14 protein-coding genes are annotated in these 16,819 nt (G+C 60.3%); 8 read left to right on the top strand and 6 right to left on the bottom strand.

Going from position 1 to position 16,819, the window contains the following annotated elements:
• Positions 1-130: 130 nt before the first annotated feature.
• Positions 131-922, top strand: a complete 792-nt coding sequence (locus NE852_RS07880; protein ID WP_008521973.1) for a sulfite exporter TauE/SafE family protein — start codon at positions 131-133, stop codon at positions 920-922.
• A 10-nt stretch (positions 923-932) separates the two neighbouring features.
• Here NE852_RS07880 and NE852_RS07875 read toward each other — a convergent pair whose 3' ends face one another.
• Positions 933-2,036, bottom strand: coding sequence for a COX15/CtaA family protein (locus NE852_RS07875; RefSeq protein WP_008521976.1), 1,104 nt, complete (start codon positions 2,034-2,036; stop codon positions 933-935).
• A gap of 116 nt (positions 2,037-2,152) precedes the next feature.
• On the opposite strand from NE852_RS07875, the gene NE852_RS07870 reads away from it, so the two are divergent.
• Positions 2,153-2,362: a DUF2842 domain-containing protein gene (locus NE852_RS07870; protein WP_003573983.1), complete on the top strand. Its 210-nt coding sequence runs from the start codon at positions 2,153-2,155 to the stop codon at positions 2,360-2,362.
• 176 nt (positions 2,363-2,538) lie between these two features.
• Positions 2,539-3,780, top strand: coding sequence for a GNAT family N-acetyltransferase (locus tag NE852_RS07865; protein ID WP_008521979.1), 1,242 nt, complete (start codon positions 2,539-2,541; stop codon positions 3,778-3,780).
• A 4-nt stretch (positions 3,781-3,784) separates the two neighbouring features.
• Here NE852_RS07865 and NE852_RS07860 read toward each other — a convergent pair whose 3' ends face one another.
• The gene (locus tag NE852_RS07860) at positions 3,785-5,956 is read right to left on the bottom strand and encodes a GumC family protein (RefSeq protein ID WP_258156379.1); all 2,172 of its coding nucleotides are present in this window, start codon (positions 5,954-5,956) and stop codon (positions 3,785-3,787) included.
• A gap of 192 nt (positions 5,957-6,148) precedes the next feature.
• Here NE852_RS07860 and NE852_RS07855 point away from each other — a divergent pair, with 192 nt between their 5' ends.
• The 4 genes from NE852_RS07855 to NE852_RS07840 are packed head-to-tail and all read left to right on the top strand — an operon-like array spanning position 6,149 to position 10,756.
• On the top strand, positions 6,149-6,724 hold the full coding sequence (locus NE852_RS07855; protein ID WP_008522001.1) for a polysaccharide biosynthesis/export family protein: 576 nt from the start codon (positions 6,149-6,151) through the stop codon (positions 6,722-6,724).
• 3 nt (positions 6,725-6,727) lie between these two features.
• Entirely contained in the window at positions 6,728-7,897 is a 1,170-nt protein-coding gene (locus tag NE852_RS07850; RefSeq protein WP_258156378.1) for a glycosyltransferase family 4 protein, read from the top strand.
• 55 nt (positions 7,898-7,952) lie between these two features.
• Positions 7,953-9,515 carry an undecaprenyl-phosphate glucose phosphotransferase gene (locus NE852_RS07845; RefSeq protein WP_008522016.1) on the top strand — a complete coding sequence of 521 codons (1,563 nt, stop codon included), beginning with the start codon at positions 7,953-7,955 and terminating at the stop codon, positions 9,513-9,515.
• Positions 9,512-10,756, top strand: coding sequence for an O-antigen ligase (locus NE852_RS07840; protein WP_008522018.1), 1,245 nt, complete (start codon positions 9,512-9,514; stop codon positions 10,754-10,756). Before NE852_RS07845 ends, NE852_RS07840 begins: the two co-directional genes overlap by 4 nt.
• A 64-nt stretch (positions 10,757-10,820) precedes the next feature.
• Here the strand turns inward: NE852_RS07840 and NE852_RS07835 are convergent, their stop codons facing one another.
• The 3 genes from NE852_RS07835 to NE852_RS07825 form a co-directional block, all read right to left on the bottom strand.
• Positions 10,821-11,654 (bottom strand): carbohydrate ABC transporter permease, encoded by an 834-nt coding sequence (locus tag NE852_RS07835; protein ID WP_258156377.1) that lies wholly within the window; start codon positions 11,652-11,654, stop codon positions 10,821-10,823.
• Entirely contained in the window at positions 11,654-12,547 is an 894-nt protein-coding gene (locus NE852_RS07830) for a carbohydrate ABC transporter permease (RefSeq protein WP_008522030.1), read from the bottom strand. The genes NE852_RS07835 and NE852_RS07830 overlap by 1 nt, the downstream gene beginning before the upstream one ends.
• Before the next feature lie 205 nt (positions 12,548-12,752).
• On the bottom strand, positions 12,753-14,090 hold the full coding sequence (locus NE852_RS07825) for an extracellular solute-binding protein (protein WP_008522032.1): 1,338 nt from the start codon (positions 14,088-14,090) through the stop codon (positions 12,753-12,755).
• Positions 14,091-14,267: 177 nt separating this feature from the next.
• Here NE852_RS07825 and NE852_RS07820 point away from each other — a divergent pair, with 177 nt between their 5' ends.
• Entirely contained in the window at positions 14,268-14,882 is a 615-nt protein-coding gene (locus NE852_RS07820; RefSeq protein WP_008522034.1) for a GNAT family N-acetyltransferase, read from the top strand.
• 20 nt (positions 14,883-14,902) lie between these two features.
• Here NE852_RS07820 and NE852_RS07815 read toward each other — a convergent pair whose 3' ends face one another.
• Entirely contained in the window at positions 14,903-16,660 is a 1,758-nt protein-coding gene (locus NE852_RS07815) for a glycogen debranching protein (protein ID WP_258156376.1), read from the bottom strand.
• Positions 16,661-16,819: the final 159 nt, after the last annotated feature.

Here is a 16,819-nt window from a genome sequence, read left to right as displayed (position 1 = left end):
TCATGATCTGCCACCGCGGCCGCCTGCTCATGCTGGCGGCCGCGGCCTTGCTTTCAGCTCGATCAACACGGAGGATTGAGCTATGAGCAGGTTCCCGCTCGCAGCCAATCCCAAACAAGGAGACTGAGTCATGACGCTGGGTGCGCTCATCGCCGGCGTGCACGCATGGTTTACAACAGCCCTGCCCGACCACGGCATCTATGCGTTGATGGCGTTCGCCTTCATTGCCGGGCTCGCGCGCGGCTTTTCGGGGTTTGGCGCCGCGCTGATCTTCGTTCCGCTCGGCGGCGCGATCGTCGGTCCGAAAATGATCTCGCCGATCCTGCTAGTCATCGACGGCATCGCGTCACTCGGGATGATCCCGCCGGCCTGGCGCGGCGCCAACCGCCGAGAAGTCTTTGTCATGGCGGCAGGTGCCGCCCTCGGCGTCCCGGCCGGCACGGCGATACTGGCGTTGCTCGACCCACTGATCCTGCGCTGGAGCATCACGATCATCGCCATCAGCCTGCTTGCGCTGCTGGTATCGGGATGGCGCTACCATGGGGAGCCGACAGCGCCGCTCACCAGCGGCGTCGGGCTGATTGCCGGACTTTTCAGCGGCGCGGCGCAGCTCGGCGGGCCGCCTGTTGTCGCCTACTGGCTCGGCGGCAAGAGCGACTTCACACGCGTGAGGGCGAATGTCGTGCTCTATTTCTCGATTTCGAGCGTCTTCAGCGCCATCAGCTATTATTTCGGCGGACTGTTCGTGCCTGCCGTCTTCGCGCTCACCGTCGTCATCCTGCCGAGTTATGCGGTCGGCCTCTATGGCGGCTCGAAACTGTTCGGGCTTGCCGAGGAGCGGACCTTCCGCATCGCCTGCTACGTCCTCATCGCCGCCGCCGCGATCATCGGCATGCCGCTCCTCGATGGGGTGCTGCGCTAAGCTCGCCCGCTCAATCGCGTTCGGCGATCACCGTCTCGCGCGGATATTCGCCGTAAAAGCCGCGCCAGTTGGCGACCGCAAAACCGAAAACAACAAGCGCGCCGGCCTGATGCAGCAGGCCCCAATGAAGCGGCACTTGCATCAGCAAGGTAGCGATGCCGATCGCCGCCTGCACCGTCACCAACGAAAAGAGCACGACGGCGCGGCGCGCATGCGTGGTCCAAGGTGCTGCGCGAAGCGAGATCACCATGTTGATCAGCGTCAGCGCGAAGAGCGTATAGGCGCCGAAACGGTGGATGAACTGCACGGTTTTGGGGTTTTCGAAGGCATTGATCCAGAAGGGCTGCTGGATCAAAAGATCCGACGGGATGATGGCACCATCCATCAGCGGCCAGGTATTATAGGAAAAGCCGGCGTCGAGCCCCGCCACCAGAGCGCCGAGATAGATCTGAAACAGCGCGAAAATGGCGATCGCGGCGGCAAAGCCGCGCGAGCTTCGTGCCGGCGCCGGATCGTCCGAATGTCTGGAGAGACCGCGCATGATCCACATGCAGCTGGCAAAGATCAGGCAGGCCATGACGAGATGGGTCGCGAGCCTGTACTGGCTGACGTCGGTGCGGACGGCAAGGCCTGACGATACCATCCACCAGCCGATGAAGCCCTGCAGCCCGCCGAGCGCCAGAATGCCGGCGAGCGGCCAGCGCAGGCGTCGCTCGATCCGCCCTGTCAGCCAGAAATAAATAAGCGGCAGCGCGAAGATGACGCCGATGCCGCGGGCGATCAGCCGATGCGCCCATTCCCACCAGAAGATGCCCTTGAACTCATCGACAGTCATGGAGCTGTTCAACTGCTGAAATTCGGGAATGCGCTGGTAGAGGCGGAATTCCTCCTCCCATTCGGCGGCCGACAGCGGCGGAATGACGCCATGGATCGGCTTCCACTCGGTGATAGACAGGCCGGAATTGGTCAGCCGTGTGGCGCCGCCGACGAGCACCAGACAGAAGAGCGCCAATAGGACGAAACCAAGCCAAAGGCGAACGGCGCGGCGGTCGCTGTTCTGCTTGCGCATTTCACTCAGGATCGCCTGTTCCGTGGTGAGGTTCGCGACGGCCATGATGTCTCCTTCTGATCCGGCAGTTGATTTGCCCCACCGGCTCATGCAAAACAAGCCCCGAACCTTTGCGGCATGCCGTCGCGCCGGTTCGACCCCTCTATTGCAAGAGATAACCGATGCCCGTCCGTCTGCGCAAATTCATCGGCACGATCCTCATCATCGTGCTCGTGCTCGTCTATGCGCTGGTGGCGAACACGATCGCCGTTGCAACGCTCGGCAACGCGCCCTGGTGGGGACATCTGCTCTATTTCCTGCTGACCGGGCTGCTTTGGGTCTTGCCGGCAATGGTGATCATCAAATGGATGGCCGGACCGCGGCAGCAGTGAGCCCATTACAGCGCGTCGCATTGAACTTGATTCATGCGCAGCACACTTCCGCGCGGCATGCATTAATAGTGGAATAACCGTGATCGGCGGAAAACTTCGCCCATCGCGTGCGGTTAAACCAATTATACGTCCGGCACCCCTACCTTCCGCTCAATATTCTTGACCGGAGACCACCCGTGCAGACGCAAAAGCTCGATGTCCATGTACAGCCGTCGGACGGCGCAGCGCTGGCCGAGACGGCCATTTCCCGTCTGCGCCAGCTGAGCATGAAGCTCGCCATGGCCGAAATCGACATCAGCGTTTTCGACAGCATGCAGCCGCTGGAGGACGACTGGCGGGTGTTGGAACGCGACAACCTTCAATCCTTGCATCAAAGCTACGACTGGTGCGCCGCCTGGGTGAGCGCCTTTCAGCGGCCGCTTGCGATCCTCAAAGGCACCTATGCCGGCCAGGCCGCTTTCATTCTGCCGCTCGAGATCGTCAGGTCCCGAGGGCTTTCCATCGCGAAGTTCATCGCCGCCGACCACAGCAACATCAATACCGGCCTGTTTTCCGAGAATTTCGCAGAAAGCGGCGGCAGCATCGACGCCGAAAAGTTCGCCGGCCAACTCCAGCACGCGCTGAAGGGTCGGGCCGATCTCTTGCTGCTGCAGAACATTCCCCTGGAATGGCGCGGGCGGCAGACCCCGCTCACGGGGCTGCCGATGGTGCAAAACCAGAATCATGCCTATCAGCTGCCGTTCCACTCCACTTTCGAGGAAACGCTGAAGCAGCTCAATGCCAAGACCCGGCGCAAGAAATTCCGTGTTCAGTCGAAGCGCCTCGAGGCAGCCGGCGGCTTCGAATATGTCATCCCCGATACGTCGGAAGAACAGCACCACCTGCTCGATACGTTCTTCCGCCTGAAGAGTGTCCGCTTCGCCAACCTCGGCCTGCCCGACGTTTTCGCAGACAAGGAGACCCGGACCTTTCTGCACGGCCTCCTCGACAAGCGGGATGACGCCAACCAGTATTTCGCTCTGCAGATGCATGTGCTCCGACTCAAGGGCGAAAATCAGGGCCGCATCGCCGCGATTTCAGGGATTTCACGCAAGGGCGACCACATCATCTGCCAGTTCGGCGCGATCGACGAGGCGCTCGTGCCGGATACGAGCCCAGGCGAGTTCCTTTATTGGCAAACCATCTCGGGACTGCATGGCAAGGAAGTCGCGCTGTTCGATTTCGGCCTCGGCGACCAGACCTACAAGCGCTCGTGGGCGCCGGTCGAGACCGCGCATTACGACGTGGTGCTGCCGGTTTCGCCTTTCGGCATCGTCGGCGCCGCCGCTCACCGGATCGTCACCCGCAGCAAGGCGCATATCAAGGCGCTCCCGAAGCTCTATAAATTCGCCCAAGGCATCCGGGCCCGGATCGGTTGACCATTCAGGCGGCCCGGCCGAGTTCCTGCTCTGTCCCGTCGCCGTTCGACATCAGCACGACGCGCTCGTAACCCGCCGCCTGGAACTCCGTCATCAGCGTCACGAAAATCGTCTCCTCGACGTCCGGCAGGGAGAGGATGATCTCGACGTTCCGGCTGCGTGTCAGCCGTGAGACGCCGGCGACATCGGCAGCTCCGCATTCGACCACTACCAGGTCATAGGCGGCGGCGAGCGCATCAAGCAGCAGCGACAGCCTGTCGACGCCGCGCATGGCGCGGCGAACATCGCTCTGGCCCTGCGGGATCAAATGGGCATCGGACAGGCGATCGCTGTGGATCGTATCGCCAAAGGCGGCCTCGCCGCAAAGCAGATCGGTTACGCCAAGGGCGGACCGGTCTTCGGCCATCAGTGCGGTCGGGCATCCGGAACCGGTCATGTCAATCAGGATGACGCGACGGCCGGTATCGGCGAGCATGCGGGTCAGCGAAACCGTCGCCGCCGAACCATTGTCACCGGTCGGAGATATGGCGATGGCAAGCGGCGCGCGGCTGCCTGTGAGATAATCCGCAACGGAAGCGACCGAGAATTCATTGTCGTCCTCCGGCACCTCCTCAGCAGCCTTCGCTTCCTCGACGGCGTCATCTTCGTCCGCGACAATAGCGAGCATGCTTGGTTGAACGGGCTTTCTGACGGTCGCGACGACGACGGGAGCCGCTTCCCGCACGTCCTCTTCCTCGATCGCGCTGTTCTCCTCGGCCCGTCTCGGAGAAGTATCGACGGGGCGCAGCGCCCGGCCGCTGAAGAGCTCGGCCAGCATGATGACGATGGCGCTGACGATCAGCGTCGCGACGGCCGCTACGATGACGATGGGCACGACCTTGGGGAAATAGGGATCGACCGGCTCGATCGCCCTGGAAACGATGCGGGCATCGGCGGGGCTTGAATTGCTGTCGGCGCGGGAAGCGGCCTCGCGGTAACGCACCAGATAGGTTTCGAGCAGCTGGCGCTGGGCGTTTGCCTCGCGTTCCAGCGCGTTGAGGCCGACTTCGTCTTCGCCGGCGCGGGCGCTGTTGGCCTGAACCGCGTCCTTCTGGCGCTCGAGCTCCTTCGCTCTGAGATCGGCAACCTTGGTCTCGTTCTCGATGCTCGCTAGGATCTTCTGGGTCTCCTGGCGGATCTGGCCGCGAATATCAGAGAGCTGGGCGCGCAGGCTTTTCAGCCGCGGATGATTGTTGAGAAGGCTGGTCTGCAGGTCGGAAATCTGCGATTGCAGGCCCGATTCCGTCGCCTTCAGCCGCTGGATCGCCTGGGAGGACATGATGTCAGGCAGCGTATCGGACGCCTCGCCCGAAGACAGCGCGTTGCGCACCGCCTGCGCCCTCGCCTCGGCATTGGCCTTGTCGCCGCGCACGCGGGTCAGCTCGGCGGAAATATCGTTCAACTGCTGAGCGGGAAAGGTGGTCGTGCCGTTCGTCTGCAGCAGCCCATGGGTGGTGCGGTATTCGGCGACCTTCTTTTCGGCGTCGCTGACCTTCTGGCGCAGGCTTTCGATCTCCGGCTCCAGCCAGCGCGTCGCCTCGGAATTGGAGTCGAGCTTGGCGCCGCTCTGGGTCGAAAGATAGACATTCGCCATCGCATTCGGAATGGCGGCGGCGAGTTTCGGGTCTTTCGAGGTGAAATTGATGCCGATGACGCGCGAACCCGGTACCTGATAGACCTGCAGACGCTCGATGAAGGCGTCGATGATGCGCTCCTCGGGCGGGTTTTCCAGCGGGTTCTTCTTCAGGTGCAGCTTAACCAGGATGCTGCTCATGGCCGAGCCGTTGGCGGCATCGTCGAATTCCGGCAGGTTATAGAGCTTCAGGTCGTTGATCACCTTCTTGAGGAGATCGGCCGACTGCAGCAGCTGCACCTGGCTCGCAATATTCAGTTCGTCCATCAGCGGGGCGGCGCTGGCGTCGTTGATCTGCTGGGTATTGGCGAAAGCCGGCGCGCGCGGTTCGATGAGGATGCGCGTTTCGCTGCGATATTGCGGCGACATGATCTTGGCGCCGGCAAAGGCAACGCCCGCCCCCACGAGGGTAATCGCCAGAATCCTGAAACGGCGGGCCCAGACCGCGCGGACCAGCTGGCCAAGGTCGATGTCCACATCCTGATCACGAGCTACGCCGGACATGCTCTTACTCCACAACAAAGGTGCCGCAAGCGTAAACGACCATGGTAACTCAACGGTTAATGGTATTGCGCCTAGAAATGAGCGACGATCTCGAAAGGAACTCCGGAAATTGCTGCGCCCTTTACCGGGCATTAACCCTAACGGATCGATAACGGCTTCACCGAGTTCATTTTTTTCTGTGAGCAAAAGCGGATGCCCCTCGCCCGGCCCAATATCCTTTTGGCCCTGAGCCTTGCAGCCATGACGGCAGCATTGGGCGGCTGTACGACGTACAAGCCGGCTCCAAAGGCTTTCAACGAGGCGACCATCCAGCCCTATACGCTCGACAGCGGCGATCGGCTGCGCATCACCGTGTTCGACCAGCAGAGCCTGACGAACACCTATACGGTGGATCAGGCCGGCTATATCGCGTTTCCCCTCATCGGACAGGTCCCTGCCCGCGGCCGAACCCTGCAGCAACTTTCGGGGCAGATCGCCCAGAAATTGCAACAGGGCTATCTTCGCGATCCGGACGTCACCATCGACGTCGATCGCTACCGTTCGATCTTCCTCATGGGCGAAGTCGGCCAGCCAGGCCAGTATGCCTATGTTCCCGGCATGACGGTGCAGAACGCCATCGCCATTGCCGGCGGCTTCACCAGCCGCGCCAACCAGAGCATGGTCGACGTCACCCGCAAGATCAATGGCCAGGTGCTGACCGGCCGTATCAACATATCTGGACCGATCATCGCAGGCGATACGATCTACGTTCGCGAACGGCTTTTCTGAGCGATGGCAGAACAGAGGCCGCTCCGCATCCTCCATTGCTTCAGGTCGCCGGTCGGCGGGATCTTCCGTCATGTCCGCGATCTCGTCGAGGAGCACAGCAAGGCCGGTCATGAGATCGGCATTCTCTGCGACAGTTCGACCGGCGGCGAATATGAGGACCGCCTGTTCGACGACATTCGTCCCTTCCTCTCGCTCGGCCTGACACGCGTCCCGATCCGGCGCTCGATCAGCCCGTCCGACATTGCGACGATGTGGGATACATACAAGAAAATCAAAAGTTTGCGGCCGGATGTGCTGCACGGACACGGCGCCAAAGGCGGCGTGCTCGCGCGACTTGCCGGCTCAGCGTTGCGGGTGAACAGGTATCGCGTAGCCCGCCTCTATACCGCGCATGGCGGAAGCCTGCACTATTCGCGCTCGTCGCTCGGTGGACAGTTCGTCCTCAGGATGGAGCGCCTGCAGGAATATTTCACCGATGCGCTGGTCTTCATCTGCGAATACGAGCGCGACACCTATTCGCGCAAGGTCGGCCGGCCACGGACGAAGACCAGACTGATCTATAACGGCATCGGCGAGCGTGAATTCGCGCCAGTCTACACCCGGTCGGATGCCGTGCATTTCATCTATGTCGGAATGCTGCGGGACCTTAAGGGTCCCGATCTGTTTATCGATGCCTTCGCCAAGACCGAGCGGCTGCTCGGCAGGCCGCTGTCGGCCCTGATGATCGGCGACGGCCCCGACCGCGATCGCTACCGCGAGATGATGGTCGAGCGCGGACTCGGCAAGCGCATCGGCATGCTGCCGGCGATGCGCATCCACGAAGCCTTCGCCATGGCGCAAAATCTGGTCGTTCCCTCGCGCGCCGAAGCCATGCCCTATATCGTGCTCGAAGGGCTCGGCGCCGGCAAGACGATCATCGCCAGCCGCGTCGGCGGCATCCCCGAGGTGCTCGGCAAGGATAGTGCCGCACTTGTGGAGCCCGGCAATTCCGACGATCTCGCCCGCGTCATGGCGGAATCGTTGAGCACGCCCGGCTGGCACGCCAAGACGATGCCGCCGCCCGAAGCGATAAAGGCCGTGTTTTCCTCAAGCGTCATGGCGCGCGATGTCCTGAAATTGTATTATGAGCTGGTCAATCCCGCTGCCGGCCAAGTAATGCCCATCGCCTCGTAAATGTTTCTTAGGGGCTTCCTGTTATTTCGCTTGTGACAACGAGCGATAAAACCCCATGAACAAGCTGGAAAAAAGCGATCAATTCGACGTGGAAGCACTGCGCAAGCAGGTTTCCGACATCGAAGTGCGCGGCGACGCGGCTCAGGAAAAACCTTCCGAGCCGACAGAGATCAATCCCTATGCCCGGCAGATCGCCGAACAATTCCGCGACGGACCCTATTCGCCCGCGATCATCATCGGGCAGCTGCGGCTACTGGAATTCCTGGCACTCTTCGCCATCGCCCTGATCGCTCACACTTTCTGGTCCGGCGACGGCAGCGATTCCCTGTTGGCGCGGGCGGGCATGGCGGCGATCGCCTCGGCCCTGACCGTCATCGGCCTGCAGCTTGCCGATACCTACACTATCCCTGCGCTTCGGGCCAAGCTCCGGCTAATGCCGCGCATCCTCGGCTCCTGGACGATCGCGCTTCTCCTGACAGCCGGCCTGTTCGCGCTGGTCCGCGGAACGACCTGGGCGATGTTCGATGCCTATATCCCTTGGTTCACTGCAGGTGCGCTATTCCTTGCGGCCGAGCGCTTCCTCGTCGCCTATGGCATCCGCAACTGGGCGCGCAACGGCATCATGGAGCGGCGCGCCGTTATCGTCGGCGGTGGCGAGCCGGCCAAAGACCTGATCCGAATGCTCGAACAGCAGGCAGACAACGACATCCGCGTCTGCGGTATCTTCGACGACCGCGGCGAGAAGCGCTCGCCGATCATGGTCGCCGGTTATCCGAAGCTCGGTACCGTGGCGGAACTCGTCGAATTCGTGCGGCTGACGCGCATCGACATGCTGATCATCGCGTTGCCGCTTTCGGCCGAGGCCCGTATCTTCGATCTCCTGAAGAAGCTCTGGGTTCTGCCGGTCGATATCCGCCTTGCCGCGCATGCCAATAGGCTGCGGTTCCGGCCGCGCGCCTATTCTCATGTCGGCTCCGTGCCGATGCTCGACATCTTCAAGAAGCCGATCCGCGACTGGGATTCCGTCGCCAAGCGCGGTTTCGACATCTTCTTCACGATCGTCGCTCTTGCGCTGCTCTGGCCGCTGATGCTCGTGACCGCGATTGCCATCAAGGCGACCTCGGAAGGCCCTGTCTTCTTCATGCAGAAGCGCCACGGCTTCAACAACGAAATCATCAACGTCTTCAAGTTCCGCTCGATGTACACCAACATGAGCGACCCCACAGGCAAGGCCGCGGTCACCAAGGGTGATCCGCGCGTCACCCGTGTCGGCCGCTTCATCCGCAAGACCTCGATCGACGAGCTGCCGCAGCTTTTCAACGTGCTGAGGGGCGATCTCTCGCTCGTCGGCCCGCGTCCGCATGCCGTTCTCGCCCAGGCCCGCGACCGCGCCTTCGGCGATGTCGTCGAGGGTTATTTCGCCCGCCACCGCGTCAAGCCCGGCGTCACCGGCTGGGCGCAGATCAACGGCTGGCGCGGCGAGGTCGACAATGACGAGAAGATCAAGTTCCGCACGGCCTACGACCTCTATTACATCGAAAACTGGTCGCTGTGGTTCGACCTCAAGATCCTGTTCCTGACGCCCGTCCGGCTGCTCAACACGGAAAACGCCTATTGAGCGCGATCGAGGCGACATATCCCCGTGTCGCCCAGCCGCAGCGGATGACGCTGCGCCTGATCGGCTCGGCCTTCGTCGCCTTCGGCGTCTTTCTGTCCGGCTTCGTGATCGATGAGCCGGCGCCCTATGAGCTGTGGATGGCAGGACTGGTCGGCCTATGGTTCATTCTCGGCCTCAAGATCTCGCGCGGCGTGGCGCCACTGCTTGCTCTGCTTCTCACCTTCAATATCGGCGGCATGCTGTCGCTGACGCAGATGAAGGATCTGGCGACAGGGCCGATGTATATCGCCGTTTCGACCTTCCTGGCGCTGACGGCGGTCTTCTACGCGGCAATCATCGAGGATAGCCACAAGCGGCTGCCGCTGATGTTCAACGCCTGGACCTTTGCCGCTGTCGTCACTTCAACGCTTGGTGTGCTCGGCTATTTCCACGCCTTTCCGGGCTCGGAAGTCTTCACGCTCTATGATCGCGCCAAGGGCGCCTTTCAGGATCCGAACGTCTTCGGCCCCTTTCTGGTGCCGCCCTCGCTCTATCTCGTCCATGGCATTCTCGCTGGCGACCTGAAGAAAGCGCCGATGAAGGCCTTGGCCTTGCTCGTGCTCGCGCTCGGCATTTTCCTCTCCTTTTCCCGCGCGGCCTGGGGGCTTTTTGCCCTCGGCGTCGTGCTGCTGATCTTTATCATGCTGCTGAAAGAACGCAGCGGCGCCTTCCGCTTGCGGGTCCTGGTCCTCTCGCTGGCCGCGATCATCATGCTGGTCGCCTCGCTCTTGGTGGCCCTGCAGATCCCGAAGGTCAGCCAGCTGTTTTCAGCGCGCGCCCAGCTGGTGCAGCAGTATGACGGCGAGCATCTCGGCCGCTTCGAGCGCCACCGGATCGGCTTCACCATGATGATGGAGCGCCCGCTCGGCATCGGGCCGCTGGTGTTCGGCACGATGTTTCCCGAGGACGAGCACAATATCTGGCTGAAATCGCTGACCACCTACGGCTGGCTCGGCTTCGTCAGCTATGTCGGCATGCTGCTCTGGACGCTCACCATCGGCTTCCGCAACCTGCTGCTCGATCGGCCCTGGCAACCCTTCCTGATGATCGCCTGGATCTCCGTTCTCGGTCACGCGTCGATCGGCAACGTCATCGACATCGACCACTGGCGCCATGTCTATCTGCTGCTCGGCACGGTCTGGGGCTGTGTGGCACTTGAAGCACGCCACAAGCGCGGACGAAATCCCAAGGCAACGGCGTAAGGTATCGCCCCCATCGACCGGTACGAGGACGAAAAGACGCGCCGCGTTGCAGTGGCGCGGCTCTCTATTTCGTTGCTCCGGCCGTCAAGCCGGCAATGAACCGCCGCTGGAAGACCAGATAGGTCAGGATGAGCGGGGCAATGACAATAACCGCACCGGCGGTCAGAACCGGCGTGTTGACGGTGTAGCGCCCCTGGAAAAACAGCATGCCGAGAGGCAGCGTCCGATAGGCGTCATCGTTGACCAGAATGAAGGGAATGAGAAACTCGTTCCAGGTCCATATGAACAGGAACAGCGCCAGCGTCGACATTGCCGGCACCATGAGCGGGACGACGATCTTGCGCAGGATATAAAAGCGCCCGGCGCCATCGAGGACCGCCGCCTCGAGAATTTCTTCGGGCAATTGCTGCATCGCGCTGGCGAGGAAGATCGTCGAGAATGGTATCGACATCGCGATCTGCGGCACGATCACGGCGGCATAGGTATTGATCAAGCCAAGATAGCGCATTTCATAATAGAGGGGGATGATGAAGGCCTCCGCCGGCACCATCATGCCGATTGTCAGGATGCCGAACAGCGTGCGCCGGAGCGGAAATGACAGGAAAGCAAAGGCAAAACCCGTGAGCAGGCCCAAAAAGACGCTGGCTGCCACCACAGGGATGACAACGATAATCGAATTCCAGAAGTAGATGTTGAAATGACCGGCGTTCCAAGCGTCCAGGTAATTTTCGAAATGCGGATATGCGGGCAATGCGAACGCGCCCTTCAGGACGTCAGCCTTGCTCTTTATCGAGGTGAGAAGCAGAAGCAGGAACGGCGTGATCGTTACGAAAGCAAGAAGCCAGAGGATCAGGCGAAATGACAGCGTAGCGGCGGGGATGTTAGACGAACGGCTCATCAAGCCTGCCCTTTATTCTGCGAGCCCACCAACCGGTGAATTGCAAAGTTGATTGCGAATGTGAGGAGCGCACCGACAATGGCGATGGCGGCTGCGGCTCCGAACCGATTGAGCTCAAAGCCGAGCTGATACATGTAGATATTCGGCACGAGCGTCGCATTGGCAGGCCCGCCCCGCGTCATCGTGAAAATCAGGTCGAAACTCTTGATCGACGCAATGACCGTCAGGAGCAAAACCACCCTGATTTCAGGCATCAAAAGCGGCAGCGTAATCCAGAAAAAGGTCTTTCGCGCCGAAGCACCGTCGACCTTGGCGGCGTCGAAAAGCGATGGGTCGATGCGCTGAATTCCTGTGAGGAAGATGACCATGCAAAAGCCGAAGAAATACCAGGTCGCAACGATGCCGACTGCGGGAAGCACGAAGTCGAAATCTCCCAGCCATGGGAGTGCCAACATGCCCAAACCCACCCCTCTCAGAAACTGATTGAATGGGCCAAATGCGGGATTGTAGAGCCACGCCCAGATGATGCCCAACACGGCAGTCGGCATGATATATGGCAGGAACAGGAACGTACGCAGGGCAAGCTGTTCGCGTTGCTTCAGATTCCAGACGCACGCAGCAAGGGTTATGCCTAGCACGAGCGGCAGGACACAATAGAAAATCATGAGCTCGGCGTTATTGCGCAGGGCAATATAAAATCGATCATCGGAAAAGAGATCGACGTAATTGCCGAGGCCAACCCACTTGGGCACAGTGAGGCCGTCCCAGCTAGTCAGACTCAATCCCAAAGCCGCGACAATCGGCCCGAAGACAAAAGCCGTGTAAATGAGCAATCCAGGCAATAAATAGATCCAACTGGTACGTTCGGATCCATCAAGTGGGGAGCGCTTCATCCGGTACTCCATGAAGCCAAAGCTATCGTCGTTGCCCCGCAAGCCTGAGATCGCGGCGCTGATTTTTACCTAAAGCGCGTCGCGCTTTAGCTTTAGGTCTTTGTTTTTACGCATGTCGTTATCGCAAAACCGCTGCACAGTTTTATGCGACATGCTCTAAGGTCGACGAGACGCAGGCCACGAACGCGGCCTGCGTCCGCGCCATTTATTTCTGACCCTTCAGGTACGCCTGATAATCCTTGTCCATCGCGTCAACAAAGGCTTCGGGCGTGATCTTGCCCGACAAGAGAAGCGGCGTGTTGTCGTCGATTGTCTTCAGCATCGTCGGGCTCGACCAATCGGGGTAGTGGCCGAGCGCGTCGTTGGCGTTGAGCTTCTTCCACATATCGATGCCGGCGCTCAGAAGTGGCGTCAGCTTCGGCTTTGCGTCCGCCGCAAGCGATGTTGCCGGAAGATAGCTGGCATTGGCCCAGGTTTCGGCAGCCTTTTCCGAAACCATGTAGTCGATATATTCACCGGCCAGATCCTGCGTCTTCTTGTCTTTGGCAAGGCTCGTTATCGCCCAGGCAAGGTCCACGCCTCCGACACTCAGGGGCTTGGAAATACCCTTCGGGGCGGGAATGGCCATGAAGCCGATATCGGGATTGTGCTGCATATCACCGAAATACCAGGTCCCGGAGATCAGGAAGGCGCCCTGCCCTGATATGAAAAGCTGGACGGCGTCGTCACCCGAGATGCCCTCGAAACCGGGATAGAAATAGCCGCCCTGCGCCCACTTCTGCACAAGTTTGGCGGATTCGATATTACCCTTGGTGTTCCAGGAGCCGCCCTTGCCGTAAATCAGATTGTCAAGTTCGGCACGATTGCTCGCATCGATATGGGCCTGATCGATGGCGCCGATCATATGCAGGGCCAGATGCTGCTTTGCCGAGCCCATCATGAAGGGCGCGACACCTTTTTCCTTCAGCTTGTCGAGATCGGCCAGGAGCTCCTCGAAGGTTTGCGGCAGCGCTACGCCCGCATCATCAAGGATCTTCTTATTGTAGTAGAGGCCAACGATTTCGGCGAGGCCCGATATGCCGTAGGTCTTACCCACTCCGAATTTCGGTCCGTCCCAGCGGTCGCGAGCAAGTACGGAATCCGACTGCCGCTTGTCCCAGCCATATTTCTTGATGTAGTCGTCGACGGGCAGGAGCAGGCCTTCCTTGACCATCGCGCCCATATCGCCGGCGCCCTGGTTGACCTTCGTGATCACAGGGCCGTCGCCTGCCGAAACTGCAAGTTTCAACGTCAATTTCATGTCGTCGAAGGTTCTTGCGGTGCGTTTGATCGTGACACCCGAATGGGCCGCTTCGAACTCCTTGTTCAGTTGCTCGATAACCGCGCTCTGACCTTCATAGGTCTGGTCATCCCAGACAGCCAGATCGTCGGCGCGCGCCGCTGCTGAAAGGCTGAAGCTGACAAGCGCCGCGCCGGCGAGCGCGACGGCTGCTTTCAATTGCCGTGTTGACAGTATGTTGATCGACTTCAAGCTTCTATTCATCTGTTCCACCTCACTTGGTTTATTCTCCACTCTCCGTTCGGTCCTTGCGCTTAACAGCGGCCGAACGTTTTCTTTCCCCAGAGCTTTGCCGGGCTGGCGAATCTGAGGTAATCGTCAATGCATGAGCCTCCCTCGCAACCTGAAATGACAAAACGCCACGCAGGAGGTGGCAAAGTGATGGACAGCAACTGCTTCATCCGCCCGGCGACTGACGCGGACAGCGAAGCCCTTTTCGAAATCTGCCTCAAAACCGCCAATGGCGGCAAGGATGCCAGCGCGCTTTACAGCGACCCGCACCTGCCCGGTTACATCTGGTCGGTGCCTTATCTCAAATTCGCCGGAGACTTTGCCTTTGTCCTGGTCCAGGACGGCCGTACGGTCGGCTATGTCGTCGGCACGCCGGATACCAATAGGTTCGACAAAGACCTGGCTGCAAACTGGTGGCCGTTCGTCCGTGGGCAAATCGCCGACTTGGCACCCGTCTGTGCGCGCGACGCCGACGTGATAGAGCGAATTCACAATCCCCGCAGCGGAACGCCGTGGCTTCAAGACGAATATCCCGCGCATCTTCATATCAACATCCTTCCCGGCCTTCAGGCAAGCGGTTGGGGACGCAGGATGATCAGCACCGAGCTTCAGGCGCTTCGAAATCACGGAGTCGGCGCCGTACATCTCGGTGTCGACCCGAACAACGAAGGCGCCAAGGGATTCTACCGCCACCTCGGCTTTTCGCAATTCGAACGGGATGGCGCCATGGCCTTTGCAATGCGGATCGATGAAGGATCTTGCTAGAGCCGACGGCGCCGTAATGTTCATGACACTGGCTCCGCATTTGCAGCGTCCAGCCCATATTTCAGAACCGTTGCCGCCGGCATGGCGCTCCAACCTTGAAGCAGGGAGCCGCGCCCATAAGGCGGCGAGAAATATTCCACTGCGCCGATCCAGCCATTGTCGAGGCAGATTTCCCACCAGCGCGTCAACGCGTAGCGTGCGCCTCCAAGCCCGTGGCGAAGGCGCTCTTCGGCATAGGCTCCATCCCAATATGGCCAGTCCGAACCATTATGGTAGCGGTAGGGAAAAGCCGTCTTGGATCGTAAATCGCTCTGCCGCTTGAACGGCGGATAGGCGCACATGACACCCCAACTGCCATAGGGCTGCTGTCGATTGTTGCGTGTTTCCAGCTTAGTTTCAAAAGCCTGCAACAAGCCCACGGCCCGCTGCTTCGAAATCGCGCCGAATCGCGACAAGGTCAGGCTGTCGAGAACCAGATGATCCTCGACAAAAGCGCCGGGCGTTCCGTAATCGATATATCCTCCCGTTGCCGGCACAAAGAGTTTGGCTTCGATTTCCTGGCGGGCCAGATTTGCGGTGTTCAGCGCGCGTTCTGCAAGAGCCAGGTCATGCTCCTTGCCCAGCCTCGCCACCGCGTCCATGGCGCCGACAAAAAGTCCCAGATCATAAGAGACGAGGCCCTCACGATAGACATTGTCGGCCCAATCCCGGTCGTTGCGCGGTTTGAGCGGCAGAACGCTGCCGGGACCAGCCAGACTAAGATAGCGGTCGGTGATCGCCTTCACGACAGGCCAGTGTCGCTCCACCTCGGCCAAGTCTTTGGTTGCACTGAAATATTCGTCCAGGAAAAGAATGAAGAAAAGCGGGCTGTCAAAATGGTCGCTCCACCAGTCCTGCGGACGGTTGTGATATTCCGGAACTGCCCTTTTGTGATTTTTGGGATTGGCCTTGCTGTCGGCTACGAAGTGCTGCCAGGCCTGCGATTGCGCCGGCCCCGTCAAGATCACGCCGCTGGGGGCCTCTCCGTCCGGCTGTACCCCCTTGGCGAGAATCCGGATCTCGTCGCGCACCGCCTCCGGCGCCAGCGTCAAAAGGGGCTGCATCGTCCAGTAACCATCGCGGTAATAGGTCCGCGCGGGAGCACTGTAGGCCTGCCCCGCAGCAAGGCCCGCAAAGGCGCCGTTTTCGTCGCGCCTTATGCTGGAAAGGGCGGCATGCACACCCTGACTGACCATGCTGCGCATCAGTGGATCGGCCTCGGGCATCATATCGCAGCGCGCCACATATTCAGCGGCTTCTGCAAAGATGGCTTCGCTGCTGAGGCTCAGAGCTTTCTCGGCCTCATCTCGTGAGGCGCCGACGGCAATCCGCAAATCCGAACCCGAGGCTTCCACGATGAGAATGCCCCATGCCATTTCAATAGTCTGTCGATGATGGCTCCGAGTGGCCTTCGCCCTGGCGCCTTTGCCATCCGGCTCATGCCACCATGCGCAACGGCGCGCCGGATAGATGCCCTGGAGTGCGGCTCCCCTGATCAACATAACGGGCAGCGACTGTGCGACAAATACCCCGCCATGCTTCGAAACGACCCGGTTGGGGGCATAAGTGTAAGGGCCACCGATCGGGGAAAATCTCACACGTCCCAAAGTGCCTGCCCCCCACAAGGCAAGATCGGCATATCCTTCCGGATGGATGTCCCCCTGCAGGCGTGGCGCCATGATAGGCAGTAAGACGGGCTCTTGAGCGGAAAGCTGTCCATCGGTCGCGGGCTTTATCATGCGTAAATCCCCGGCAGCCAAATCAAAGAGACAACAGGACGCGAAGGAGAGAACAACTGGATGAGATCAGGCCAGTTCCTCTTTGGGCGATCTTCGCGGGCACGCAGTCAACCAGAGCATATGTATGGTGCATACTTCTCCTCGACCCTCTTTATTTCC

It is taken from the genome of Rhizobium sp. Pop5 (genome assembly GCF_024721175.1).
Classification (GTDB): Bacteria; Pseudomonadota; Alphaproteobacteria; order Rhizobiales; family Rhizobiaceae; genus Rhizobium.
The sequence above is the reverse complement of the archived record's forward strand: the minus strand, read 5'-3'. Positions and strand labels throughout refer to the sequence as shown.

Bases quoted from the DNA above. Each gene is read 5' to 3' on its own strand.
- NE852_RS07880 (WP_008521973.1), top strand. From the start codon at position 131: ATGACGCTGGGTGCGCTCATCGCCGGCGTGCACGCATGGTTTACAACA.
- NE852_RS07875 (WP_008521976.1), bottom strand. From the start codon at position 2,036: ATGGCCGTCGCGAACCTCACCACGGAACAGGCGATCCTGAGTGAAATG.
- NE852_RS07870 (WP_003573983.1), top strand. From the start codon at position 2,153: ATGCCCGTCCGTCTGCGCAAATTCATCGGCACGATCCTCATCATCGTG.
- NE852_RS07860 (WP_258156379.1), bottom strand. From the start codon at position 5,956: ATGTCCGGCGTAGCTCGTGATCAGGATGTGGACATCGACCTTGGCCAG.
- NE852_RS07855 (WP_008522001.1), top strand. From the start codon at position 6,149: ATGCCCCTCGCCCGGCCCAATATCCTTTTGGCCCTGAGCCTTGCAGCC.
- NE852_RS07850 (WP_258156378.1), top strand. From the start codon at position 6,728: ATGGCAGAACAGAGGCCGCTCCGCATCCTCCATTGCTTCAGGTCGCCG.
- NE852_RS07845 (WP_008522016.1), top strand. From the start codon at position 7,953: ATGAACAAGCTGGAAAAAAGCGATCAATTCGACGTGGAAGCACTGCGC.
- NE852_RS07835 (WP_258156377.1), bottom strand. From the start codon at position 11,654: ATGAGCCGTTCGTCTAACATCCCCGCCGCTACGCTGTCATTTCGCCTG.
- NE852_RS07830 (WP_008522030.1), bottom strand. From the start codon at position 12,547: ATGAAGCGCTCCCCACTTGATGGATCCGAACGTACCAGTTGGATCTAT.
- NE852_RS07825 (WP_008522032.1), bottom strand. From the start codon at position 14,090: ATGAATAGAAGCTTGAAGTCGATCAACATACTGTCAACACGGCAATTG.
- NE852_RS07820 (WP_008522034.1), top strand. From the start codon at position 14,268: ATGGACAGCAACTGCTTCATCCGCCCGGCGACTGACGCGGACAGCGAA.
- NE852_RS07815 (WP_258156376.1), bottom strand. From the start codon at position 16,660: ATGATAAAGCCCGCGACCGATGGACAGCTTTCCGCTCAAGAGCCCGTC.